The organism is Pseudomonas migulae, from assembly GCF_024169315.1.
In the GTDB taxonomy this organism is placed as follows: Bacteria; Pseudomonadota; Gammaproteobacteria; order Pseudomonadales; family Pseudomonadaceae; genus Aquipseudomonas; species Aquipseudomonas migulae_B.
Genome location: NZ_JALJWR010000001.1, coordinates 4899470 through 4924710, shown reverse-complemented (window position 1 = coordinate 4924710; position 25241 = coordinate 4899470). Strand labels below are relative to the sequence as shown.

The window sequence follows — 25241 nt, the reverse complement described above, 5'->3', positions numbered from 1 at the left end:
ATAGCGGTGTGTTAGCCGACATCAATGTTGAATGTTAATCCGCCATCGCGAGCAAGCCCGCTCCCACAGTTTTGAAGGGTGTACAGCCAGTAAGCCTGGGCACTCGCATAAAAGCGCGGAAGAATGTTAGCGTGCTTGGCATTCTCCACGCCCGACGAGCCCTCCGCCCATGAAAAAGACCGTCCTCGCCTTCAGCCGCATCACGCCTGAAATGATCGAACGCCTCAAGCAGGACTTCGACGTCATCGTGCCCAACCCGAAAAATGGCGACATCAACGCTCAATTCAACGAAGCCCTGCCTCACGCCCATGGCCTGATCGGCGTGGGTCGCAAGCTCGGCCGGGCGCAACTGGAGAACGCGAGCAAACTGGAAGTGGTGTCCAGCGTGTCGGTCGGCTACGACAACTACGACGTCGGCTATTTCAACGAACGCGGGATCATGCTGACCAACACGCCGGATGTCCTCACCGAAAGCACCGCCGACCTGGCCTTCGCCCTGCTGATGAGCAGCGCCCGCCGTGTGGCCGAACTGGACGCCTGGACCAAGGCCGGCCAGTGGCAAGCGACCGTCGGCGCGCCGCTGTTCGGCACCGACGTCTATGGCAAGACCCTGGGCATCGTCGGCATGGGCAACATCGGCGCGGCCATCGCCCGTCGCGGTCGCCTCGGCTTCAACATGCCCGTTATCTACAGCGGCAACAGCCGTAAAACCGCGCTGGAACAAGAGCTCGGCGCGCAGTTCCGCAGCCTGGACGAGCTGTTGGCCGAGGCCGATTTTGTCTGCCTGGTGGTGCCGCTCAGTGAAAAGACCAAACACCTGATCAGCCACCGCGAACTGGCGCTGATGAAGCCGAGCGCGATCCTGATCAACATCGCCCGCGGCCCGGTGGTGGACGAACCGGCGCTGATCGAAGCGCTGCAAAACAACCGGATCCGTGGCGCCGGACTGGATGTCTACGAGAAAGAACCGCTGGCGGAATCGCCGCTGTATCAACTGAAAAACGCAGTGACCTTGCCGCACATTGGTTCGGCGACCCATGAAACCCGCGAAGCGATGGCCAACCGTGCCTTGGCTAACCTGCGCAGCGCCTTGCTGGGCGAGCGACCGCTGGATCTGGTGAACCCGCAAGTCTGGAAAGGTTGATGGATTCGGGCAGGCGTTTATAACGTCTGCCCTTCAACCTCCATAAACGTGCACAACAACCGCTACACACTTTGCAATTCAGTCAGCCACTAAAGAAACAAACCAGGTTATACACTCTCCTTACTTATCCGCACACAAACGGAAAACAGATTTGGAGAACTGACTTGAATCACCTGACAATCAATCAAACTATAAAAATCAGCAAAGCCACCTTGATGCTGTTTATAAGCTTTTTTGGTCTTTTGATGTTGTATAGCAACTTCACCGACTACCCCACCAACTATGAATACATCGCCCACATCCTCAGCATGGACACGACTCGCGAGGGCGCCAGATACAGCTATCGCGCCGTTACCTCGCCCATGGCCCATCACAGGATCTACTGGTTAATCATTACGCTCGAAGTGCTCTTCACTGTCTTTTGCATGGTGGGCACGTACCACCTCTACAAAAACATAAACACCAGCACTAAAAAATTTCACGAAGCGAAGAAGTTTGCAATTATTGGTTTGATGATCGCTGTTTTTATCTATTACGTCTGCTTTCAAATTATCGGCGCAGAGTGGTTCAACATGGATGAATCACCCTACTGGAACTATAAAGACTGGGCCCGACATATTGTCGACTTCATCATACCGTTATTGATCTATCTGACCCTGCGGATCGAGCGCTAAGTAGACATGCACTCGACCCGGACGGTGTTCAAGCCAGTTTGCCATTCCCCTGCACCATCGGCGCCTTGGGTTTACGAAACACCAGCACGTTGCCCAGCATCACCAATACCAGCCCGACCAGCGCCGGTGCGGTCCATTGGTAGCCTTCGGCAAACGCCGACACATTGAGCGCCACCACCGGGAACAACACCGTGCAATAGGCGGCACGCTCAGGGCCCATACGCCCGACCAAGGTCAGGTAGGCAGTGAAACCGATCACCGAACCCGGAATGACCAGGTACAGCAGCGACCCGATATAACGTGCATTCCATTCCATGTCGAAGGGAATGCCCTTGACCAGGCACCACACCGACAGCATCGCCGCGCCGTAGGCCATGCCCCAGGCATTGGTGGTCAGCGGCTTGAGGCCGGCCTTCTGCTGCAGGCTCGACAACATGTTGCCCGCCGAGAAACACAGCGTTCCGAGTAACGCCAGGCCCAGGCCGAGCAAGGTTTCCGGGCTGGCGGTGTGGCCGGCCAGTTCCGGCCAGAACAGCAGGCCCAGCCCGAACAGGCCGAGCGCGCCGCCCATCAGCACGTTGCGGGCGATTTTCTGGCCGAAAAACACCCGCGCATTCAGAGCATTCCACAGCGTAGCGGTGGAAAACACCACGGCCACCAGACCACTGGGTATCCACTGGCTGGCAGTCAGGAAGCACATGAAATTGATGCAAAACAGGCACAACCCCTGTGCCAGGCAGATCAGGTGCCCGCGACGGTTCATCACTTGCAGCTTGCGGCTGAGCAACAGCAGCACGAACAGCACCAGCGCAGCGAGGCCGAAGCGATAAACGATCGACACCGGAATGGCCACCACGCCCAATTGCCATTTCAAGGCAATCCAGGTGGTGCCCCAGATCAGCACGGTCAGCAAGTACAACGAAAGGTTCATGGCGCAGGCTCCTCAATAGGTGCCCAGTGTCCTGCGCCAAACCTTTTCGCACTTGCATAAACTTGCGCTTTTGTCGCCGAAGAGGCTGGCAGCGCAATAGCGACGGAGTAGGATGCAAGGCGTTGGAGAGAACCGATCATGCCCGCACTGGAAACCCTGCAAGTCTTTCAAGCCCTCAACCGCTCGCCCAATGCTCGCCTCGAGCACAGCGCCGAGCTCGGTGACGGCATGGCTGCAGCCTTGTGGAGCAACCATCACGACGCCCAGGACTACGAAGCGCCGAGCCACCATACTTTGTCCTGCTACATCGCCGGCGGCACCGGCACCTTCCGCCGCGACCAGCCCGGCACCAAGGGCGGCCCGGACAAGCTGTGCATCCTGCCCGCCGACCATCAGTCAGGCTGGGTGATCAACGGCGACATTCGTCTTGCCCATCTGTATTTCAGCCCCGAACAATTTGCCCTTGGCTGCGTCACCCTGCTGGACCGCGAACCTCGTGAACTGCAGTTGCGCGAAGGGACTTTTCTGGAAGACCCGCAACAAGCCCGGCGCTTTCGGCAGATGCTCACGCTCAATTGGGATGAACCCGGCGAACGCCTGCTCACCAGCAGCCTGGCCCATGAAATGCTCAGCCATGTGTTGCTCGGCCAGGTCGGGATGCGTGAGGGTTTGCGACTCAAGGGCGGGCTAGCTGCGCATCAGCGACGGCAATTGGTCGAGTTCATCGACGGTCAGTTGGCCGAAGCCATCAGCTTGGGGCAGTTGGCAGGTTTGTGTGCGCTGTCGGAGTATCACTTTGCGCGGATGTTCCGGGAGAGCTTTGGCTTGCCGCCGCATCAGTATGTGTTGGCGAGGCGACTGAGCCGGGCGCGGGAGTTGTTGCGGACAACATCGCAGCCGTTAGGGGAAATTGCGCTGGCGTGCGGGTTTGCCAGTGCGAGTCATTTCACCAATCGGTTTCGGCAGGTTCTCGGTGGGACGCCTGGCGAGTATCGGCAGGCGTTTTTGCGGTAGTCCTGAAATATTCAGTGCCCCTCATACCGCTTTCGCGAGCAAGCCCGCTCCCACAGGGATTTGTGTCGATCGCAAAAATCGGGTTCAACACAAATCCCTGTGGGCGCGAGGCTTGCCCGCGAAGAACGATGACGCGGTCTCTGATCAGAACTCCAATGTGCTGGACAATGATATCTGCCGCGAATCCCCCATCGACACAAAGAACCGGCTCGCCGCGGACGTGTAGTAAGTGCGGTCAAACAGGTTTTTCACATTGAGCTGAAACTTCACCTTCTGCCCTTCGACCTTGGTGTCGTAGGTGGCGAATGCGTCAGCCACGGTGTAGCTCGGCAGGTCGAAATCATTCACCGCGTTGCCCGCCCGCTCACCGACATACCGCGCCCCAGCGCCGACCCGCAACTGATCGCCACCCACGATAGTGCCGAAGTCGTAGACCGCCGACAGCGAGCCGGTGTTCTTGGCAACGTTTTGCAGTTTTTTGCCTTTGTAATCCGGGTCCTCAGTGACTTCGGCATCGGTGTAGGCATAGCTGCCGATCATGCTCCAGCGGTCGCTGAGCTGGCCGGTCAAATCCACTTCCAGACCACGTGAACGCACTTCACCCGCAGCGCTATAGATCGTCACCGGTCCTTCGGAGTTGGCCACCAGCACGTTGCGTTTCTTGATGTCGAACAGCGCGACGTTACCCGTCACACGGCCCGGAATATCCAGCTTGGCGCCGACTTCCCAGGACTTGGCTTCCTCGGGCGCAATGCTGCCGTCGAGCACCGTGCTGCTGCCGCTCAACGGCGCGATGGTCGAGTTGGGTTTGAACGATTCGGTGTAGCTGCCGTAGAACGACACCGCGTCGGTGTAGCGATAGACCAGCCCGGCGCGCGGTACCCATTTCTGGCCGTTGCTGTCGGTGTTGGCCTTGAACGGCACGCCTTTGCCGGCGTACTGGTCGTACTCCTGGAAACGTCCACCAGCCACCAGAATCCACTGGTCGGTGAGGTGGATCGAGTCCTGCAGGAACAGCGAATCGCTGCGCAGTATATCGGTCTGCGCGCTGTCGGCCGGGCTGACGGTAGTGCCGGCGACTTCACGGCCATAGACCGGGTTGAGGTAACTGAACGTGGTCAGGCTTTTCTGGCGGATCAGGTCTTCGCGGTAGATCTTGCGGTACTCGTCATCGACGCCGAACACCAGGTCATGTTGCATGCCCAGCGCATTGACCTTGCCTTCGAGGCTGGCGGTGGTGAAGCGGTCGGTGCTGATCGCGTTTTGCGTGCCGTCCATGCTGCGGGTCAGCGTGCCTCTGGCGGTGTTGATGGCCGTGACGCGCACCTGGCTGGCGTCGTAGGTTTCACGGTTCCAGCTGTAGCCGAAGTGGGCATTCCAGTTGTCGTTGAACTCGTGGTCAGCCTCGAAGTGATACAGGTCCGAGCGCCCTTCCATGTTGTTGAACGGCTCGTCGAGACGCCGGTCGCGGGAAATGTCCAGCGGATGGTTGTCACGCGGGTCGATCAGCGTGCCACGGTCGAACGGGGTCAGGAATTCACGGTGTTCGTAGGCGAACAACAGCTTGGTGCTTTCGCCGAACCAGGCCAGCGATGGTGCCACCAGCGTCTCGCGGTGGGTGCCGAAGTTGCGCCAGTAATCTTCGTCTTCGTGGTCCAGCACCATGCGATACGCCAGCCCGGAATCACCGAGCGCGCCGGTGCTGTCGAGGCCGCCACCGCTGCCGTTCTTGCCGTCGCCATAGGTCGAACCGCGCAGGGTCAACGCGTTGTACTGCTCCAGTTCAGGTTTCTTGCTGACCATGTTGACCACGCCGCCCGGGTCCTGGATGCCGTAAAGCAAGGAGGCCGGGCCCTTGAGCACTTCGACCCGATCGACCGTGGCGTTGAGGCCACGGCCCTGCACCACCGGCATGCCGTCGCGCATGATCGAGCCGTTGCGGTTGTCGCCGAAACCGCGGGTCATCACCGAATCCTGGGTGCTGCCGAGCGTGTTGCCCTGGGTGATGCCGCTGACGTTGGCCAGCGCATCGTCGAGGTTGCGCGGCGCCTGATCGCGAATGACCTGGGCCGGGATCACGTTGACGGTCTGGGGGATTTCCTGAAGCAACGCTGACGAGCGCATCACCGAACTGGTGGGCGGCGGCTGATAACTCATGGTTTGATCCATCACCGAAGTGATGGTGGTCGCGCCCAGGTTCAGGGCGCCTTCGGTGGGTTGCGGTTCCAGCGCCAGGGTGTGAGCATCGGTGCGACGGAAGGTCAGACCCGAACCGCTGAGCAAACGCTGGATCGCCTGTTCGGCGCTCATCTGCCCGCTGACCGCTGGCGCGGTAATGCCGTACGGCGCTTCGTCGGTGTAGACCACGCTGATGCCGGTAATCCGGCTGAAGTCGCTCAAGGCCTGGGGCAGCGGTTTGGCGGCCATCGCAAAGTTGAACTGCGAACGCTGCTGCGTCGTGCCGGCCTCAGCGGCCACTGCCACACTTAATGGCAGCAACGCCGATGTCGAAATAACCAGCGCCGAGGCACCCAACCACTGTTTGACCGAACCCGATTTTGCCCTGGACTTCATTGCTCATGACCTGTGTAGAACCGCTACGGATGCGAATGACTCGCAGTTTCAGTCACTACACGGATGGGGCTTGGGTTTACCTCACCATAATTTTGAAAATATTTTTATTTGGGTTATGCGGTGTTTGATCAGGCGCCTTCGCGGGCAAGCCTCGCTCCTACGGGTTCTGCGTATCCTTGTAGGAGCGAGGCTTGCCCGCGAAGAGGTCAGTAGCCTCAGCGCAAAATAATCAGATGCCCCACAGAGTGCTGCTCAAACCCCATCACCCCCTGCAACGATCCCAACACCGCCCGCGGGTCCTTGCCCGGAAAACTGCCGCTGACCCGCCGCGCCGCCAGTTCATCATTGAGCAGCACGATCCGCCCCGGGTAATAACGGCGCAGATCCTGCACCACATCGGCCAGTGTCGCCTTGTAGTAATTGAGCCAGCCCTGGCGCCACGCCAACTGCGCTTCGCTGTCCACGGCCTGCAATTTTTCCGCCACGCCTTCGCCGTAAGCCACTTGCTGACCGGCGGTCAGAATCTGCTGTTCGGCGTGTTTGTCCGCCTTCACGCCGACTCGCCCTGACAACACCGTGACCTGCGCGCCATGGGGTTGCAGGCGCACTTCAAACTGCGTGCCCAGCACCCGCGCCTGACCCTTTTCCGCGTCCACCACAAACGGCTCGCCCGTGTGCGTCACGCTGAAGAAACCGGCGCCGCGACGCAACTGAACGTGGCGCTCGCCGCGACTGAAATCCACGGAAATGGCACTGTCGGCATCCAGGGTGACTTGCGATTGATCCGCCAGCGTGACGGTACGGATTTCCCCCGGCGCCGATACGTAATCAGCGCCAAGATCATCGACCCAGCGCATTGGCTGCCAGCCTGCACCGAGGCTGACCATCAACAACAGGCACGCCGCCATCGCCAGCGCACCGGACCAGCGCCGGACACTGCTGCGCCGCGATTGATTGATGGCGTTGAGGTAACCCTGCAAGGCAAAGGCGTCTTCATTGGCCAGCGTGCGCGCCGGCCCTTCGCTCAATTCCCACACCACTTGCGCCTGGGCGTAGGCCTCGGCATGCGCGGGATCGGCCTGCAGCCAATGGCTGAACGTGGCCTGGTCGCCGCTGCTCGGCTGGTCATGCAACAGACTCAGCCAGGCGAAAGCGGCCTGTTCCTGAGCGGGCGTCGGGGTGACGCGGTCAAGCTGATTCACGGTGCTTTCCTTGGCGTGCGCGGTTCGGGATCCCGCAGGCTGGCCTTGCAGGCTTCGAGGGCGCGCATCATATGTTTTTCCACGGCACTTTGGGACAACCCCATGGCCTTGGCGATCTCGGCGTATTTGCGGCCGTGGATGCGATTGAGCAGAAAAATCTGGCGCGTGCGTTCGGGCAACGCACGCAACGCGGCTTCGACGTGGCGCAAATCATTGCCCGCCTCCAGCGCGGCCTGGGGTTCACTGCCGTGGCTGTCGGGCTGATCCGGTTGCCAGCCTTCATTGACCCGCACCCGCGTGCCTTCGCTGCGCAAATGGTCGATGGCGATGTTGCCGGCGCAGCGCAACAGGTAGGTGCTGAGTTCTTCGACCTGCACCAGCGGCCGACGCCAGAAGCGCAAAAACAAATCCTGCACCAGGTCCGCCGCCGTTGCCCGACACCCCACGCGACGATTCACCAGCGCTTCCATTTGCGAACGCTGGGACAAGAACACCTGCAGGAAATGCGCACGCGCTCCGCGAGGTTCTTCGTCGTGGGAATCCGGAGGGCTGGCGATCATCGGATCAATACAGCGCAAAAACGGCAACGGGACTGGCGAGCAGGCTCAAACCAGCCAACGACAATGCCAGGCGCGGGCGATACGGCATCAACAGCACCAGCAGCAATGCACTGAGCATCAGCACCGCAAACCACTCCACCAACCCCAGACCCCAACCGGTCGAAGACACCGCCGCCCACAGCGACAGGGCCAGCAACACCCAGCCACCGAGCTTCATGCCGTGACGGCGACGGGCCGACGGCTTGCGACCCAACAGCTCGGTGTGATGCCGATCCATCGATAAACACAGCGCGGTGAAACCGCCGTATGAGAGCAACAGGGCCAGCAACATTCAGTTCGCCTCCTGCTCAAGATTGATCGGTTGGACGCGCTGGCGGTTGACGATTTCAGCCTGTGCCGAACGTTGCATTTTCCACGCGGCCCAGGCGAAAAACACACCGCTGCCCAGACACGCCAAATCGAAACCGGCCATCGCCCAATCGCCCTGCGCCAACGTGAGCCCCAAGTGATAGGGCGTGGTCAGGGCGTTCAGCACCGGCATCGCGCCAAACAGCAGCGCCGCCAGCGTCAATTGCTCGACCCACGCTGCACGGCCGCGGCGGACCATGGCATGCAAGACGCTCAGGCCCCAGACGATAAAGAAGCTGTTCACTTCCCAGTCCGCACGCCCGGCCATGTCCACCGGCAATACGCGATTGGCCCAGAAGAACGCGGCCACGGCGACCATCAGCCCGGACATGCTGGCGATGTTCAGCACTTCCACCAGCCGCAACTCGAACGGCATCACGCCGCTTTTCGCGTGCTTGAGCTGACGCTTGCCGAGCCAGACCACCAACCCGGTGCCGATCATCGCCGTGCTGGCCAACCCGCAAATGAAGTACAACCAGCGCAGCACCGGGTCGGCGAAACGGCCCATGTGCAAGCCGTAGAAACTGCCGGCAATCGCCCTCGGCAGCGATTGTTCCGGAGTCGTGCCGAGCAGCTGGCCGGTGACGCCGTTGAAGGTCGCCGCGCGGCCAAAGTCATGGACCACACGATCGGCACCGTCACGCACCAGCACCACCGAAGCGTTCGCATCGCCCGGATTGTTCACGGTGAGCCGCCCGACCTGCCCACCCGACCACTGCTCGCGAGCCTTTTCCAGCAGCGGTGCCAGCGGCGCCAATTCTGCCGGTTTGCCCGTGAGCTCCGGCGCAGAGGACGCCGGAAACACCTCATCGAAAAACGCCCGCACATCACCGTTATAGGAGGCCAGAATGCTCGCCGGCATCACCATCGACATGAAAATCACCAGGCTGCTGTAGGTGATCATCAGGTGAAACGGCAGCACCAGCACGCCCACCGCGTTGTGGCCATCGAGCCAGGAGCGCTGGCCCTTGCGCGGACGGAAGGTGAAGAAGTCCTTGAAGATTTTCTTGTGGGTGATGATCCCGCTGATCAAGGCGACGAACATCACCATGGCGGCGATGGTCGACAACCAGCGCCCCCACGGATAAGGCATTTGCAGCTGAAAGTGGAAGCGGTAGAAGAACTCGCCGCCCATGGTTTCGCGGCCCTGCACTTCGGCGCCGGTTTGCGGGTCGAGGAGTTTTTCCGTGAACTGGCCGCGTTCGCCACGCTTGGCCGGGGTTTGCTGCCAGCGTACTGACAGGCCGGGTTCGCGAGTATCGGGCAGGTCGATGAGCCAGCGCGAGGCACCGGCGGCGTGTTGCTGAAGGTAGTTCTGTGCCAGGGTCAGACTGGCTTCGGAGGTCACAGAACGGGCCGGAATTTCCGGTTGCATCCAGTGGCTGATCTCGTCCTTGAAATAGGCCAGCGTGCCAGTCAGGAAAATCGCGAACAGCAACCAGCCGAAGGTCAACCCGGCCCAGGTGTGCAGCCAGGCCATCGCCTGACGAAAGCCCTCTTTCATGAGTGGCCCATCCAATACGCCAGCCCCGACACCGCCGCCAGCACCAGGCTCGGCACGATTAACCCGAGCCAGGCCTGCCACGCGCTCCGGCAGGCAAAACACCAGATCACCGCGCACAGGTAGGCCAGAAACGAGGTCATCATCCCGGTCACCACCGCGTCCGCGCGGGCCATGGGCACCCACAGACTCAGGCTGACACTGGCGAGCGCCGCGACGATATAGCCGCCCACCACGGCAGCGAGGACTCGCGACGTGACGGCCATTCGATAGGAAACGGGGAGTGCTTTCATGTTTCGACCTTGAAACGGGTGAGGCCGCGAGAAATTCAGGGGGCCAACAAGGTCTCGATATTAATGATAAATATTCTCATACGCAAAAAAGATCCGGCTTTTCCTGCGTTTTGGTCCAATGATACCTGGAGCAAGACAATCATTGTGGCGAGGGGATTTATCCCCGTTCGGCTGCGAAGCAGTCGTAAATGGATATCAGACACACCGTGATTGCAGATTTTGGGGCCGCTTCGCAGTCCGACGGGGATAAATCCCCTCGCCACAGGTATTCATCGGCCTGGAAGAATTAGCCAAACCCTGAAACAAGAACGGGCCTGCATAAGCAGGCCCGTTTTCAGTGGTGGAAAGATAAATAGTGATTCAGGCGTCAGCCGTTTTGTGCAGCCTGTTCGTTCTCGAGAAACTCGTCTTCCAGCAGCGCATCGGCTGCGACTCTTTCGAATGGCACTACCGCGGCACGCGGTTTGCCTCGCAGTTTGCCGAACAGGTGTTCCAGCGCGTGTTCGAGTTTTTCAGCCGCACCGTCGATCGCCAGTTCCAGGTTTGCGGCTTTATGGGTGACAGAAATCGGTTGGTGGCCTTTTGGCCGCGCTTCCAGCTGGCAGCGCATGTCGTGGGGACCAGGCTTGTCGCCGTTCTCGTCCCGCAGATGAACCTCGACGCGTGTCAGGTCCTCTTCATAACGTTCGAGCGTGCTCTCAATGGTAGTACGTACCCACTCCTCCAGTCGGATGCTGCTTTGAATATGGTTATCGCTGTTGACTTGGATTTGCATAGTTCATCCCTTATTTCAGCTAGCTCGCGAGAGGCCCTTCGGCTGGCCCTTGGGCGTCGTCACCGTGACCTCTTACTTACACAATCGGTCTGTGCGCCGAACAATTCAACCCCTGAAAAAAGATAAATTTTCATTCGCAAAAAAAGCCAGACAAGGAGCAAAAGCGCTGTTAAGGTCGGGAGTTGGGTCGATTCACTTCTTTGTCACAAATGCTCACATCTGCCGCTCTGCCAGCGGGTGCAGGCTTCGAAAAACCCCCGCTTCCTCCACCAGCCAGTCATGCACCGCGCGCACGCCAGGGTGGCTCAGCGCCCCCGGTGCATAAAGCAGCACGTAACGCTTGTGATTGGGCACCGCCAGACCAAACGGCACGATCAACGCCCCGCGCTCCAGCTCATCGTTCAGCAAGGTACGCCGCGCAATCGCCACGCCCATTCCGGCAATCGCCGCTTCGATGGTCAGGTGGTTGCGATTGAAGGTGTGCCCGCGACGCACATCCGCGCCTTCGTAGCCGATGGCGTTGAGATAGAACTCCCATTCCGCGTACTCATAGCTGCCGCGCCAGGCCGTGATGTCATGCAACAACGGAAAGTGCGCCAGGTCTGCCGGGCCATGCAAGGGTGGCCGCCCGCGCAATAAGCTCGGCGCGCAGACCGGGAAGATCTGCTCATCGAGCAAGGTTGTGGATAACAGGCCGGGGTAACTGCCGTCGTTCAGATCTATCGCCAGGTCGAAGTCGCCCTCGTGCAACGGCACGCTGCTGTCCTCCGCCACCAGGCGCAATTGAATGTCCGGAAAACGCTGCTGCAAGCGCGGCAGACGCGGGGTCAGCCATTTGCTCAGGAACGACGGAATCGAACGCACCCGCAACGTCCCGCTGATCATGCCCGCGTCCAGTCGTCGCAATTCCGCATCGATGCTGCCGTAAGCCTCATTGACGGTGATGGCCAGGCGCTGGCCTTCGGCGCTCAACTCCACACCGCGGGCACGCCGGTGGAACAGTCGAAACCCCAGCCGCTCTTCCAGTTGGCGGATTTGCTGACTGACCGCACCCGGCGTGATGTGCAGCTCTTCGGCGCAACGGGTAAACGACAGGTGCCGCGCGGCACAGGAAAACACGTGCAGCCAGACGTAAGTCTGGGCGTGCAATTGGCGACTCATTGTTTAGTCCTGCTAAAGGCTGTCTTAGGAAGTTTCGTTGGTCACGTAGGACCGAGGCAGGCAGTATCGCCGAGATTGCGCTTGTCCTACAAAAATGGCAGCGATTCCTCTTCCATTGCTTGTATAGGCTTTAGCATGGCTATCAGTGTTTTTGATCTTTTCAAAGTCGGTATCGGTCCGTCCAGTTCCCACACCGTCGGCCCGATGCGCGCCGCCGCGACCTTCGCCCAGGCACTGATTGAGCAAAATCTGCTCAACGCCGTCCGTCGAGTGGAAATCCGCCTGTACGGTTCTCTTTCAGCCACCGGCGTCGGCCACGCCACCGACCGCGCCTGTGTCATGGGCCTGATGGGTGAGTGGCCGGACAGCATCGACCCCACATCTATCGACAGCCGAATCCAGACCCTGCGTGAAACGTGCGAACTGCCCCTGGCCGGCAAAAAGACCATTGCCTTCGACTGGCAACGCGATCTCCTGCTGCTCGACGAGAGCCTGCCCTACCACCCAAACGCCATGTCTCTGACAGCCATTGGCGCAACCGGCGAGCTATACGAGCAAACGTACTACTCGGTTGGCGGCGGTTTCATCATCGAAGCGGCCGAAGCCGAGTCCGGCATTGCGCCGACCAGCGACGTGGTGCTGCCGTACGATTTTTCCAGCGCCGCCGAATTGCTCAAGCTCTGTAACCAGCACGGGCTGCGGGTGTCCGAGTTGATGATGGCCAACGAACTGGCCTGGCGCAGCGAAGCCGACATCCGTCAGGGTTTGCTGCACATCTGGTCGGTGATGCGCGAATGCGTAGAGCAAGGCCTGCGCCACGAAGGCATCCTGCCCGGAGGTCTGAATGTTCCTCGTCGTGCGGCGAAATTGCATCGCAGCCTGTTGGAAATCGGCAAGCCGAATGTCATCACTTCGACGCTGTCGGCGATGGAGTGGGTCAACCTGTTCGCCCTCGCCGTGAACGAAGAAAACGCGGCGGGCGGACGGATGGTCACTGCGCCTACCAACGGCGCGGCCGGGATCATTCCAGCCGTGCTGCACTACTACATGAAATTCAACCCGGACGCGTCGGACGATGACGTGGTCGCGTTCTTTCTGGGCGCGGCGGCGGTGGGCATTCTCTGCAAGAAAAACGCCTCGATCTCCGGCGCCGAAGTCGGCTGTCAGGGCGAAGTCGGTTCGGCGTGCGCCATGGCCGCTGCCGGTCTGGCGGACGTGCTCGGTGCCACGCCGGAGCAACTGGAAAACGCTGCCGAAATCGGCCTGGAACATAACCTCGGCCTGACCTGCGACCCGGTCGGCGGTCTGGTGCAAGTGCCGTGCATCGAGCGCAACGCCATCGCCGCCGTCAAGGCGATCAACGCCACGCAAATGGCCCTGCGCGGCGACGGCAAACACTTCATTTCCCTGGACCGGGTGATCCGCACCATGCGCGATACCGGCGCCGACATGCATGACAAATACAAAGAGACTTCACGGGGCGGCTTGGCGGTGAGCTGGGTGGAGTGCTGACCGGTCTGATTGCACCGTCAGCGATCATCTGCTCATTCATGCCCTGAAACGGGCAGAAAAAAGAAGGCGGGCCTCAGTGCCCGCCTCTTTTTTGCTGTGATCATTGTTCGACAATTTTTCCGGCATGCCCCTTGCTACATCCCTGACGAGGCAAAAAGGACTTTTGAAAACCTCAGCGAGCGGCCTGCCGATGGTCCGGAGTTGCGAACCAACCCGATCATGGCCGGTCAACTACTGCACGTTCAATCAGGCGGTGACGCATCATGGACAACCCTTTTCAGCTTATTACCGATGCCTTTGCACCGGATTACCAGATCAACCTGAGCATTCAGGGTCTGGACGGCCGCATCATGCTGACCTTGTCCAACAGTGGCCGCATCGTGGCCAAACGGATGATCAGCGCCGAACAACGCAATGACCCCAAACGCCTCAAACGCTTGGTGCAAAGCATTCAGTTCGGCATTGCCATCGAACAGGGACAGTGCGCCATGACCATCCTCGAAGCCATGACCGACGGCGACAACCACACGCTGCCGCCGCCAACCAAAGGCCATCCGCGGCCCGCCATGCGCCTTTAAATCTCGCCCTTCTCCACGTCGGGATGCTCACCGGAACCCGCACCGATCTTGCGTTGCGGGTGTTCGATCTTCACCGAAGGGAATTGCGACGAGGCGTAACGCACCACCAGAATCGCAAACGCCAGCAGCAGAATCCCGCCGCACAGGTAAATGATCCCGAGGTCAGGCGGGTTGTGGTGCGAGACGTTGGAGATCAGCAAACGCGTCAACGCGGTGATCGCCACGTAGATCAGGAATCGCACCGGCATGTGGTTGGTCTTGAAGTAAATCCCGACCATCGCGCCCAGTTCGAGGTAGATGAACAGCAGCAAGATGTCATCGATCTTGATGTGCCCTTCTTCGATCATCCCCAGAAACTCCATCACCGCCGCCCACGCGGTCACCGCGCCAATGGCGAACAGCGCCAGGTAGTGGAAGGTCTCGACAAACAGATTGCCCAGGGACTCGGCGAGTTGGTGCACGTTCTGCCGCAGGTTCTCGGCCCAGTTGATTTTCACGATGATTCTTCCTTAGCTCGGTTCGAGCGGATGATGCGGGTTGGACGTGACGGTTGTTCAGCATGCAGAAAAAAGGCCAGAGGCCGTCGATTGAGAGGATGGCCGTGGCGTATAAGGCACTTACCGAAGCTCTTTCGACTTCCGAGCAATATCAGCTTTTCCTGTAAAACTGTTATTTCTAACAGTATCGACGGTTAAAAAACTGGGGCACATTGGCTTGAATCGTTGAGGGCATCTGGACGGCCTCATGTCTGCCACCCTACGCAGCCTGGATATTTCGACACCCGCAATCATGGCCATCGACCCGAGAGGTCTGGTCGTGCGCACTATCGCCTACTGCCGAAAGATTGCAGGGGGCAAAGCGCAGACGCGTGTTACTCACCAGCTCTACAACCACGCGGCGCAATTAGTTGGCAACTGGGACCCTCGCCTCTTTAAGCAGGCAGAAACAGAACCCGATACAAAGGCCAATCTCCAACGTCTCTACAATTTGAGTGGCATGGCGCTGATGACGGACAGCGTCGATGCCGGGTGGCGTTTGGCGCTTGCAAATGAAGCTGGCGTGGCTTGCTTGTCGTTTGATTCTCGTGGAAGCCATCGGCGCACCGTATATGACAAATTGCTGCGTGCAGAATCAGTCAGTGAAAGCGAAGCGGGGGGCGACTCAAAAGCCGTCGAGAGGATTACTTTTGGAGAGGGTGACTCTCTATCGGCTGAACTTAATTGTTGTGGCCGGATGATCCGCCATGATGACACGGCCGGCAGCAGGCAAATAACCGGCTATGCACTCGGCAGTGCACCACTCGGAGAGACGCGGCGCTTCCTGAAAGATCTGCAGATACCTTCCTGGCCTGAGGAACTGCCACTGCGAGACGAGCAACTGAAGCAGGATAAATTTTCATCTACCACTCGATACTCACCGACTAACGAAGTGCTGGAGCAGATTGATGCGATGGGCAATCGCCAACGGTATCTATACGATGTGGCCGGGCTGCTCAAGCAAACCTATCTGCAATTGCATGGATCGCCTGAACAAACAGTGTTGAGCAAGATCGGTTACAACGCTTTCGGTCAGGTGGAAAACGAAACGGCTGGCAATGGCGTAATCAACAGCGCTCGATTCCACCCCGAAGACGGGCGGCTTATTCGACTTTTTTCGCAGCATCCCGCAGCACCGCTCCTGCAAGACCTGAACTATGACTACGATCCTGTAGGTAATATCGTGCGCATTGAAGACGCAGCCCTTGCAACGCGCCACTTCAAAAACCAGCGAATCGAACCTGCTTCAAGCTACTGCTACGACAGCTTGTACCAACTGATCAAGGCTACCGGGCGTGAAAGCTGCTCGCCAACCAATGGCCCCGAACTCCCCTACTTTCAGCCGCTGCCGCCTGACCCCAGCCAGATGGCTAACTATGTTCAAACCTTTGATTACGATGATGGCGGCAACCTGTTTAAGTTGGTTCACGTCGGAGCACAGCAATATTGTCGAGAGATGATAACGGCCTCCGGCAGCAATCGTAGTTTGCCCATTACTGAAGGTGGGCCGGATCCCGACTTTGCCAACAGTTTTGACCTGAACGGTAACCTCAAGCGCCTGCAGCCCGGGCCGGACATGAACTGGAACCTGCGTAACCAACTGCAAGAGATCACCCTGGTCTCGCGGCCTGACAGGGCAAACGACACGGAGTGGTACGGCTATGACGGCGACGGTCAACGTGTGCGTAAAGTGCGAACCACGCAGGCCAGAAATCTGGTCCATGTTGCTGAAGTGCTATATCTCCCGGGGTTGGAAATACGCACCAATACGGACGGTCATGAAGTCTTGTACGTTATCCATGTTCAAGCCGGACGCAGCAGTATTCGGGTACTGCACTGGAAGAGCGCCTTACCGAAGGACGCCGGGAATAATCAATTACGCTACGGGCTTGGCGATCAGCTAGGTTCGTGTGTTCTGGAACTGGATGATCAAGCGCGAACGCTGAGCCGGGAAGGTTATTACCCCTATGGTGGCACGGCGTGGTTCGCGGCTCGCAGTGAGACGGAAGGAAACTATAAAACCGTTCGTTATTCGGGAAAGGAGCGTGATGCCAGCGGGCTTATCTACTATGGGTTCCGGTACTACGTACATTGGTGGTCGAGGTGGCTTAATCCGGATCCGGGAGGGGCTGTGGATGGATTGAACCTTTATAAAATGGTTGGTAACAACCCTGTTTCGCATAGGGACACAAATGGTCTGGTGAAGACATCTGCCGGATCGCCTCCGATTTCGGATAGACCTGCTTCCACAACGCGCATCCTGCCCCCTCCAGTTCCGCCGCGACCAATGCACGGAACAAACGGCGCTGGCCGGTCAGAAGTCCCGTCCAGTTTCGCCCCCCCTCCTGATGCTCCTATTGCTGATATTTCGCCCCCCGAAAAAATGATCAACGTTGGTGAAACACCTCTGGAGCTAATAAAAATAAAAGATCTCTCCAGCAGCTTTGAGACCTGGCTGACCAAACACACTGAGAACGATTGGTTAGTGTTAAAGGACTATTCATCCATGGTCGCACTGGATGCCAAAGACGTCGTCAGGCAACGCATAGGTGCCAGTAACGAAGTGTTTGCCTTCCGATTCAGTGAAAAGCTGAATTTGAATATCGTTCCTGCGACGATTCTGCAGCCAGGAGAAGATCGACAGGTTCTCTCACGCTTCGTCCCCCCTACAAATGCATCAATAAATTTCGACCGCCGGAATTCGAGCATGTATGTATTCGATTTTTTACTGAATACACGGGATCGAATTGATGATGGCCAGCATGGGAACATAGTGTTCAATCATGTTGGCAAGGCCTATGCGATCGATCATGACCAGATACTTGAGCCTGGATTTTCTGCCATCGACGCAAATCAGATCACAGATGAACATCTCGCAGTTTTTGCGGACAAGTCATCGACCATGGAGCAATTCATGAATACTGACTGGGGATCTTTTTTTGACGATCACGCGTTGCAGGATCCCCTGATAAACAGGTCACAGGCAAAGGAAGAGTTTGTCGCCCGAATCGAGGTCATTCGCCGACGTCTTGGCTGACGTCAGCCTCTCGCTGCCTGCCACTGCACGATCCATATTTCCGGCTAAAGTAAAAAGCCACTACCCAAAGCGCGGGGATTCGCTTATCCTTTTCGCTGTATATAAATACAGTGGTCGAAACAGACAACTATCGTGAAGGCATGTGAGGTGGTGAATGGCCGTCGAAGTGGTATACCGCAGCAGCCGAGATCTGGAGCGCTTGTTCATGGATAAAGCCGAAGCTGACCGTCATGACAAAATGCTCGAACTGGCCGAATTGCTGGCTGAAGTGTTGCAAAAAGCCGTTCCGTCCCTGACCGAGCAGCAGGTGGAAGAAGCCGGGATCTACATGGCGAAGAACCGCGATGTGTTCGCCAAGGCGTTCAAGAGCCAGCCGGATGCGCTGTCCGAACTGTTGAATGCGCCGGCTGAAATAGCGGAACCCGTTGTTGAAGCAGTCGAAGCCGCTGAGCCTGCCAAGCCCGCTAAAGCAGCCAAGACACCCAAGTAAGAGACACCCGAATTGAATAGGCCCTGAGTCGAATGACTCAGGGCCTTTTTCATGCCTGCGAAAAACGGGGATCAGGCCGTTCGCGGCGCTCTCTTGTCACCAGATCCTCCACGGAATGTCGCCCCCGATGGCGACTGCGGAGAAAGCCCCTGGATGACATAGAGATAGGTCTCTTGTGCGGCGTAGTCGAGCACGCTGATCAACCCGCCGACATAGCTGCCGTTGAAAAGAAAACCATCAAAGTTATAGGTCACCGTGAAGGTGATCTGTGCTTCGGTACTTTTGCCCGAGGCCTCGATGGTCGTGCCTGCCGACGTTGATGGCGATTCGGTGCTTCCCTCGTACGGGATCGGATCTTTGTAAAAACCTGGAAGCGCCAATTCGCCCGTCATCGAAACGGTGTCGAACGTCAACGTGCCGCTCTGCCAAATCTGCAACCCGTTCGGATTGGCGCTCGCGTCCAACAGGCTGACGGAGAACGTGTAAGTAGTGGTCATGATTTCACCCATGGCCGATCAACGACGTTCAGCAGGTAGACCTCATCACTGCCGGGCAGTGAAAACAGGTAGCCATTGTTGAGAAAGTCCTCGTGATCGCTGACATCGATGGGCCAACCGGGATACTGATTACCGTCGGCGTCCAGCACCCACATGAACTTGACGTTGTAATCCGTCGGCGTATCGGATTTGTAGACGCCGCCGGCCACCTGAGTCTCGTCGTCAAACCGCGCCCACGCCATGACGACCGGCGAGCCAACGCTGATTTCGTCAGGCACCGGCGTATTGCCCTGCATGATCAGCGTCCATGCCTCTTTGCCGCCCGCAGGAAGCAACATTCGCGCAACGTGTTGAGGCGTCGGCGATCCGGCCGCCCGGGCCGTAACGGCGCCCTGACCAACGCCAGCGCTTGGCACCACGTCGAGGGTATAACCAAACGTATTTTCACCAGGTTGCGGCACGGGCCCGGAGATGGTGCAGGTCAGGCCGTTTTGCTGGGCGACCTCGATATAGGGGTCCCATGAACCGGGCGTCGATCCCGAGTTGATCACGCAGTTGATGGCCGGGTTTTCAGACTGGTAGAGGGTGAAGAAGACGTTGCCGTCGCTGTCCCATAAACCGGTGCTCACCGGCCCTGCGGTGCCAGGGGTGAAAATAGTGATCTGCCCGCCGTAATTGGCACCGTTATCGTCACTGACAAACGACACGCCAATATCGAGGCTGGAGTTGATCGTGAAATTGCAGGTGAGAGATGAACTGGAAGACATGATTCGCTCCTTGAAATCACGAAAAAGCATTGCGCCAGTCATGATTGCCCCAGACGCTGGCAGGCCCTCATCAACCGGGCGGGTGGCGTTGCGCCATCCCGCTTGCAGCGTAGTCAGGTCTTTGGAATTTGCCAGCGGCATGAAGGACGCAGCAAGCCTTCATCGGTACAGCACTTTCTCCGCCAATTCGTCTGCCACCCGCGCCGGGGAGCGTTTCTCCGCTTGGGCATGGGCGAAGACTTCGGTCAGCCTCGAGCTGATTTTCGACAGGTGGGCGGTGATGGTCGTCAGTTCTTCGCCGCGGTGTTTGAGCGAGACGTAGATCAGCCCGCCAGCATTGATCACATAATCCGGCGCGTAAAGAATGCCTCGCCGTTCCAGTTGATCCGCGACATCCAGATGAGTCAGCTGGTTATTCGCCGAACCCGCCACTGCCGAGCATCGCAGTTGCGTGACGGTATTGCTGTTGAGCACGCCGCCGAGGCCACACGGCGCGAGAATATCGCAAGGTGTGCTGAGCAGTGCGTCGTTGGCGATCGGGTGAGCGCCGAGTTGCTCCATGGCCAGTTGCACCTTGCCGTGATCGATGTCGCTGACCAGCAGTTCGGCACCGGCGGCATGCAGCTGTTCGGCCAGGGCGAAGCCGACATTGCCCAGGCCTTGAATGGCCACGCGCAGGCCTTCGAGGTTATCGCTGCCGAGGCGAGCCATGGCGGTGGCACGAATGCCGGTGAACACGCCCATCGCCGCGTGGGGCGCCGGGTCGCCGGCCGAGGTGGTGCTGGTGACATGTTGGGTCTGTTGGGCGATGCAATCCATGTCCGCCACCGAGGTGCCGCTGTCGATGGCGGTGATGTAGCGGCCGTCGAGCTGATTGATGCAGCGGCCGAACGCTTCGAACAGTGCCGCGCGGTTTTCCACGTGGACCGGTCGCACAATCACCGCCACGCCGCCGCCCTGCGCCAGACCGGCGAGCGCCGCTTTGTAACTCATGCCTTGGGCGAGGCGAATGGCATCCTCGACCGCGGACTCATCGTCGGGATAGGCAAGGTAACGACACCCCCCCAGGGCAGGCCCGAGACGGCTGTTATGAATGGCAATGACCGCCTTCAACCCGGTGACCGGGTCGACGCTCAGATGCAGCGATTCAAGGCGAGTGCTTTGCATGAGAGCGAACATCGTAGGGGCTCCCGAATCACTTCTTGTAGTCGCCAGTATAGGCTCGCGCCCAAAAATTGCAGAAGCGCACCGGAATAAGCATTGCCGTGCTTCAGCGGTTTCGGACATAACCCGGCGTACCACTGGACGAACGCCGCAGACGAGGCTAAAACGAGGCATTCCCCGGAGATTTTGATGACGCCCCGCCAACGCTTCTTCGACTGTCTGCAACGATCACCGCCGGCGCTGTTCGAGGCAGCGCTGTGGATGTGCGTCGAGCATGACAAGGAAGTGAATCCAGAGGCGGTGCTGGCCCACTTCAAGGATCTGCAACAACGCGTCAGTTATGGCCTGCCGATGCTGCCGGTGAGCGAACTGGCGCAACCCCTGTTGCGACGCCTGAATGACCTGGGCTTCGCCCAGGACGACTTCACCCCCTTGCGTCCGCAAGCAGCCTTGCTCGACAAAGTGCTGGAGCGCCGGCGCGGTCAACCGCTGGCACTCGGGCTGATTGCGCTGGAACTGGCCAGGGGCCTGGAAATCCCCCTGGTCGGCGTCAACTTCCCGGGGCATTTCCTGCTGCGGGTCCCGGGGGCCGATCATTTGCTCGACCCTTGCGGTGGACGCCGGTTGTACCCCAACGATTGCCGTGAATTGCTGCAACGCCAGTACGGCCCGAACATGAAACTCAGCGCCGAGCATTTACTCACCGCCGAGCCGGTGCAGATGCTGCAGCGACTGTCGCGCAACCTGCGCCAGTTGCACCTTTCTCACGATGATTACATTGGTGCGTTGATCGACGCCGAGCGTGTGCTGGAACTGGGCAACGCGAGCGCCTCCGATTACCTGGCCCGGGCCAGCCTTTACCAACGGCTGGACTGCCCGAATGCCGAGCGTTTCGATCTGGAGCATGCGCTGCTGCTGAGCGATGACCCGATCCAGCGGATTCGGTTGACCGAGCGATTGGGGCACCTGCCGCCAAACTCAATCGTCCATTGATAGCAAAACCTTGTGAGAGCGGGCTTGCTCGCGAAAGCGGTGTGTCAGCAGCGTAAATGTCGACTGACAAGCCGCATTCGCGAGCAAGCCCGCTCCCACATTGGAGTCGGTGTGAGGCGTCAAGGGGTGTCTGGCTGGTTCGCCGGGTGCGCCTTGATGAAGGCCGGGTGTGTCGCGGCGAGCGCTGCAACCCGACGAATCCGCGGGTACGCCTCAAGTGAAATGTTAAAGCGCTCAGCCGCATACAACTGCGGGATCAGGTAAACATCTGCCAGACCTGGCGTCGGACCAAAGCAATAACCTTCATCGCCGATCAACTGCTCGACCGTCGCCAGCCCTTGGCCGATCCAGTGTCCAATCCACTCGACCACCTGCGTTTCATCGTGCCCCAACTGCCGCAGCCGGTTGAGCACGCTGACGTTGTGCAACGGATGCACATCGCAGCCGATGAGCGCCGCCACGCCCCGCTCATGGGCGCGGGCGGCGAGGTCTTTGGACAGCAGCGGTACCTGTGGATAACGTTCCTCCAGGTACTCGATGATCGCCGGTGACTGGATCAGCAACTCGCGTTCATCGGTGCGCAAGGCCGGTACACGGCCTTGCGGGTTGATGCCCAGATAGGCTGGCTGGCGATGCTCGCCACCGGGCGGTGCGATCAGGTTGACCGGCAGCGCCTGGTAATCCAGCCCTTTCAACGCCAGCGCGATGCGCACCCGGTAAGACGAGGTCGAACGGTAGTAGGTATAGAGTTCCATGACCCGTTCCTCTTAACGCGCCGGCAGCACTTTGCCGCGGCACTCGCCGAAACCGATGGAGGCAAAACCGTCGCGGCTGCAACGGGCGCGCAAGATGATTTCGTCGCCGTCTTCAAGGAATTTACGCACCTCGCCGGAGGCCAGTTCGATCGGCTTCTTACCACCTTCGGTGATTTCCAGCAGGCTGCCGAACTGACCGCTTTCCGGCCCCGACAACGTGCCCGAGCCGAACAGGTCACCCGCCTGCAACTGGCAGCCGTTGACGCTGTGATGCGCCACCAGTTGCGCCACGGTCCAGTACATGTGTTGCGTGTTGCTCAGGGTCAGGCGATGGGCTGGCAGGTTCTGCTCGCGCATGGCTTCGGTGAGCAGCAGCACTTCGAGCTCGATGTCGAAGGCGCCAGCGGCTTGATCGCGTTTGTCGGACAGGTACGGCAGCGGCTGTGGATCGCCTTCAGGACGCGCCGGTTGCGCGCGACGGAATGGCTCCAGCGCTTCGGCTGTCACGACCCACGGCGAGATGCTGGTGATAAAACTTTTCGACAGGAACGGCCCCAGTGGCTGGTATTCCCAGGCCTGGATATCCCGCGCCGACCAGTCGTTGAGCAAGCAGAAACCGGCGATGTGTTCGGCGGCGTCACCGATGGCGATCGAGTCGCCCATCTCGTTGCCCTGGCCAATCCAGATGCCCAGTTCCAGTTCGTAATCCAGGCGTGCGCACGGGCCAAAGGTCGGTTCGGTCTGGCCGGCCGGCAGGGTCTGGCCTTTCGGACGGCGAACGTCGGTGCCGGACGGGCGAATGGTCGACGCGCGACCGTGATAACCAATCGGCACGTACTTGTAGTTCGGCAACAACGGGTTGTCGGGACGGAACAGTTTGCCGACGTTTTGCGCGTGCTCGATGCCGACGTAGAAGTCGGTGTAGTCGTTGATTTTCGCGGGCAGGTGCATCTCGCAGTTTGCCGCCAGCGGCAGCAGTTTCGCGCCTTGGGCCTCGATCTTGCCGTGTAGGGTGCTGCCTTCCTGGAACAATTCGATCAGGCGTTCACGCAGGGCCACACGAGCCTCGCGGCCCAGCTCGAAAAACGCATTCAGCTGACCGCCACGGGTGGCTTCGACGGCAGCTTTTGCCGCACCGTCGAACAGGCCGGCTTCGAGCGCCGCTTCCAGATCAAAGATGTGGTCACCGATCGCCACACCGCTGCGCGGCGCACCGCCCTTCACGCTGAACACGCCCAGCGGCAGGTTTTGCAGCGGAAAATCCGCATGGCCGTTGGCGGAGGCGACCCAGCTACGAGTGATGGAAGTCTGAGTCATGGGTTATCTCCGGGTCGGGTCGAAAGTGGCGGGCAGCGTGGCCCAGCAGGCGTCGTAGTTGGTTTGCAGTTGCGGGCAGTCGAGGGCGAATCGGCTCGGACGCAGCACCTGGCTGGTCTCGAACATGAAGGCCATGGTGTTGTCGATTTTCGCCGGGGCCAGCTCAGCGTTGATCGCCCTGGTGCAGGTTTCGCCGTCCGGACCGTGGGCGCTCATGCAACTGTGCAGCGACGCGCCACCGGGCACGAAGCCTTCGGCCTTGGCGTCGTATTCGCCCTTGATCAGGCCCATGAATTCGTTCATCAGGTTGCGGTGGAACCACGGCGGACGGAAGGTTTTCTCGGCCACCATCCAGCGTGGCGGGAAGATCACGAAGTCGAGATTGGCCAGGCCATGAACACTGGTCGGCGACGTCAGGACGGTGAAAATCGACGGATCCGGATGGTCGAAGCTGACCGTGCCAATGGTGTTGAAACGGCGCAGGTCATATTTGTACGGCACGTTGTTACCGTGCCAGGCGACCACGTTGAGCGGCGAATGATCGAGCTCGCAGCCCCACAATTGGCCAAGGAATTTTTGCACCAGGGTGGTTGGCTGCTTGAGGTTTTCGTAATGGGCGACCGGGGTCAGGAAGTCCCGCGCATTGGCCAGGCCGTTGCTGCCGATTGGCCCGAGGTCCGGCAGGCGCAATGGCGCGCCGTGGTTCTCTGCCATGTAACCGCGCGCCTGCGGGTCGAGCAGTTCGACGCGAAATTTCAGACCGCGCGGCAGCACGGCGATTTCCAGCGGCTCAAGTTCCAGTACGCCCAGTTCGGTGGCGATGCGCAGCCGTCCCTGTTCCGGGACCAGCAACAACTCGCCGTCGGCATTGAAGAACACACGCTCCATGGAACGGTTGGCGCGGTAGCTGTAGATACTGATCCCGGCCGGTTTTTCCGCCGCCGAGTTGGCCGCCATGCTCACCAGCCCGTCGATGAAGTCGGTGGGCTCGGTCGGGATATTCAACGGGTTCCAGCGCAGGCGATTGGGGGTGACTTCACCCAATGGGCCGCCGGCCAGTTGCCGGTCCAGTTTGACGAACGCCGGGTGATTCGCCGACGGCTGAATGCGGTACATCCAGGTGCGCCGCGCTTCGCTGCGGGCCATGGTGAATGCAGTGCCGGAAAACAGTTCGGTGTACAGGCCGTACGGCGCTTTTTGCGGGGAGTTCTGGCCGACGGGCAGTGCGCCAGGCAACGCTTCGCTGCTGAATTCGTTGCCAAAGCCGGACTGGTAAGCCAGCGCTGGCGCCGTTGAATCGAGGTTCATGGAGCCTCCTGAACAGGGAGTGGGCAATGGCCTGTCACTCTGTTTCAGAG

23 protein-coding genes and 1 pseudogene are annotated in these 25241 nt (G+C 59.4%); 8 read left to right on the top strand and 16 right to left on the bottom strand.

The genetic code is table 11. The annotated features are described in order from the left end of the window. The first annotated feature begins 169 nt into the window (after positions 1-169). Positions 170-1144: a 2-hydroxyacid dehydrogenase gene (locus J2Y86_RS22560; protein ID WP_253436588.1), complete on the top strand. Its 975-nt coding sequence runs from the start codon at positions 170-172 to the stop codon at positions 1142-1144. Between the two features lie 164 nt (positions 1145-1308). After that, a complete protein-coding gene (locus J2Y86_RS22555) occupies positions 1309-1818 on the top strand; it encodes a DUF2165 domain-containing protein (RefSeq protein WP_253436585.1) in 510 nt (169 codons plus the stop codon). Between the two features lie 28 nt (positions 1819-1846). Here J2Y86_RS22555 and J2Y86_RS22550 read toward each other — a convergent pair whose 3' ends face one another. Beyond that, complete coding sequence (locus J2Y86_RS22550) at positions 1847-2749, bottom strand: DMT family transporter (protein WP_253436582.1); 903 nt, start codon at positions 2747-2749, stop codon at positions 1847-1849. 138 nt (positions 2750-2887) lie between these two features. Between J2Y86_RS22550 and J2Y86_RS22545 the strand changes: the two genes are divergently transcribed. Next, positions 2888-3763, top strand: a complete 876-nt coding sequence (locus tag J2Y86_RS22545; RefSeq protein ID WP_253436579.1) for an AraC family transcriptional regulator — start codon at positions 2888-2890, stop codon at positions 3761-3763. Positions 3764-3907: 144 nt separating this feature from the next. On the opposite strand, the gene J2Y86_RS22540 is transcribed toward J2Y86_RS22545, so the two are convergent. The 8 genes from J2Y86_RS22540 to J2Y86_RS22505 all read right to left on the bottom strand — a co-directional run bounded on the left by J2Y86_RS22540 (position 3908) and on the right by J2Y86_RS22505 (position 12237). Further along, positions 3908-6337 carry a TonB-dependent siderophore receptor gene (locus tag J2Y86_RS22540; RefSeq protein ID WP_253436575.1) on the bottom strand — a complete coding sequence of 810 codons (2430 nt, stop codon included), beginning with the start codon at positions 6335-6337 and terminating at the stop codon, positions 3908-3910. 215 nt (positions 6338-6552) lie between these two features. Then, positions 6553-7539: a FecR family protein gene (locus J2Y86_RS22535; RefSeq protein ID WP_253436572.1), complete on the bottom strand. Its 987-nt coding sequence runs from the start codon at positions 7537-7539 to the stop codon at positions 6553-6555. Then, on the bottom strand, positions 7536-8099 hold the full coding sequence (locus J2Y86_RS22530; RefSeq protein ID WP_253436569.1) for an RNA polymerase sigma factor: 564 nt from the start codon (positions 8097-8099) through the stop codon (positions 7536-7538). Before J2Y86_RS22530 ends, J2Y86_RS22535 begins: the two co-directional genes overlap by 4 nt. Before the next feature lie 4 nt (positions 8100-8103). After that, positions 8104-8430 (bottom strand): DUF3325 domain-containing protein, encoded by a 327-nt coding sequence (locus J2Y86_RS22525; RefSeq protein WP_253436566.1) that lies wholly within the window; start codon positions 8428-8430, stop codon positions 8104-8106. After that, entirely contained in the window at positions 8431-10011 is a 1581-nt protein-coding gene (locus J2Y86_RS22520; RefSeq protein ID WP_253436563.1) for a PepSY-associated TM helix domain-containing protein, read from the bottom strand. Next, positions 10008-10301, bottom strand: a complete 294-nt coding sequence (locus J2Y86_RS22515; protein WP_253436560.1) for a DUF3649 domain-containing protein — start codon at positions 10299-10301, stop codon at positions 10008-10010. The genes J2Y86_RS22520 and J2Y86_RS22515 overlap by 4 nt, the downstream gene beginning before the upstream one ends. 367 nt (positions 10302-10668) lie before the next feature. Beyond that, a complete protein-coding gene (locus J2Y86_RS22510) occupies positions 10669-11076 on the bottom strand; it encodes an HPF/RaiA family ribosome-associated protein (RefSeq protein ID WP_008150614.1) in 408 nt (135 codons plus the stop codon). A gap of 213 nt (positions 11077-11289) precedes the next feature. Further along, entirely contained in the window at positions 11290-12237 is a 948-nt protein-coding gene (locus J2Y86_RS22505) for a LysR substrate-binding domain-containing protein (RefSeq protein WP_253436557.1), read from the bottom strand. A 135-nt stretch (positions 12238-12372) separates the two neighbouring features. On the opposite strand from J2Y86_RS22505, the gene J2Y86_RS22500 reads away from it, so the two are divergent. Together J2Y86_RS22500 and J2Y86_RS22495 are read left to right on the top strand one after the other, a co-directional pair. Next, complete coding sequence (locus J2Y86_RS22500) at positions 12373-13749, top strand: L-serine ammonia-lyase (RefSeq protein WP_253436553.1); 1377 nt, start codon at positions 12373-12375, stop codon at positions 13747-13749. Positions 13750-14012: 263 nt separating this feature from the next. Continuing rightward, positions 14013-14327 carry a DUF3509 domain-containing protein gene (locus J2Y86_RS22495; protein WP_253436550.1) on the top strand — a complete coding sequence of 105 codons (315 nt, stop codon included), beginning with the start codon at positions 14013-14015 and terminating at the stop codon, positions 14325-14327. Here the strand turns inward: J2Y86_RS22495 and J2Y86_RS22490 are convergent. Continuing rightward, positions 14324-14824, bottom strand: a complete 501-nt coding sequence (locus J2Y86_RS22490) for a phosphate-starvation-inducible protein PsiE (RefSeq protein WP_253436545.1) — start codon at positions 14822-14824, stop codon at positions 14324-14326. The genes J2Y86_RS22495 and J2Y86_RS22490 overlap by 4 nt on opposite strands. Before the next feature lie 247 nt (positions 14825-15071). On the opposite strand from J2Y86_RS22490, the gene J2Y86_RS22485 reads away from it, so the two are divergent. Both J2Y86_RS22485 and J2Y86_RS22480 read left to right on the top strand, forming a co-directional pair. Next, positions 15072-17900: an RHS repeat domain-containing protein gene (locus tag J2Y86_RS22485; RefSeq protein ID WP_253436542.1), complete on the top strand. Its 2829-nt coding sequence runs from the start codon at positions 15072-15074 to the stop codon at positions 17898-17900. A 154-nt stretch (positions 17901-18054) separates the two neighbouring features. Continuing rightward, positions 18055-18309, top strand: a pseudogene (locus tag J2Y86_RS22480) (YebG family protein); the annotation flags it as partial. Positions 18310-18461: 152 nt separating this feature from the next. Here J2Y86_RS22480 and J2Y86_RS22475 read toward each other — a convergent pair. Genes J2Y86_RS22475 through J2Y86_RS22465 form a run of 3 tightly spaced genes read right to left on the bottom strand, consistent with a single transcriptional unit; the run spans position 18462 to position 20833 of the window. Further along, the gene (locus tag J2Y86_RS22475) at positions 18462-18887 is read right to left on the bottom strand and encodes a hypothetical protein (RefSeq protein ID WP_253436539.1); all 426 of its coding nucleotides are present in this window, start codon (positions 18885-18887) and stop codon (positions 18462-18464) included. Continuing rightward, positions 18884-19795: a hypothetical protein gene (locus tag J2Y86_RS22470; protein WP_253436536.1), complete on the bottom strand. Its 912-nt coding sequence runs from the start codon at positions 19793-19795 to the stop codon at positions 18884-18886. The genes J2Y86_RS22475 and J2Y86_RS22470 overlap by 4 nt, the downstream gene beginning before the upstream one ends. Before the next feature lie 18 nt (positions 19796-19813). Continuing rightward, positions 19814-20833: a Glu/Leu/Phe/Val dehydrogenase family protein gene (locus J2Y86_RS22465; protein ID WP_253436531.1), complete on the bottom strand. Its 1020-nt coding sequence runs from the start codon at positions 20831-20833 to the stop codon at positions 19814-19816. A 174-nt stretch (positions 20834-21007) separates the two neighbouring features. On the opposite strand from J2Y86_RS22465, the gene J2Y86_RS22460 reads away from it, so the two are divergent. Continuing rightward, a complete protein-coding gene (locus tag J2Y86_RS22460; protein WP_253436527.1) occupies positions 21008-21811 on the top strand; it encodes a SirB1 family protein in 804 nt (267 codons plus the stop codon). Positions 21812-21930: 119 nt separating this feature from the next. On the opposite strand, the gene maiA is transcribed toward J2Y86_RS22460, so the two are convergent. From maiA to hmgA, 3 genes are read right to left on the bottom strand one after another with little or no spacing between them, the layout of a single operon-like run. Continuing rightward, positions 21931-22566 (bottom strand): maleylacetoacetate isomerase, encoded by a 636-nt coding sequence (gene maiA, locus J2Y86_RS22455; protein ID WP_253436524.1) that lies wholly within the window; start codon positions 22564-22566, stop codon positions 21931-21933. A gap of 12 nt (positions 22567-22578) precedes the next feature. Beyond that, complete coding sequence (fahA, locus tag J2Y86_RS22450) at positions 22579-23883, bottom strand: fumarylacetoacetase (RefSeq protein ID WP_253436520.1); 1305 nt, start codon at positions 23881-23883, stop codon at positions 22579-22581. A 3-nt stretch (positions 23884-23886) separates the two neighbouring features. After that, a complete protein-coding gene (gene hmgA / locus J2Y86_RS22445) occupies positions 23887-25191 on the bottom strand; it encodes a homogentisate 1,2-dioxygenase (protein ID WP_253436517.1) in 1305 nt (434 codons plus the stop codon). Positions 25192-25241: the final 50 nt, after the last annotated feature.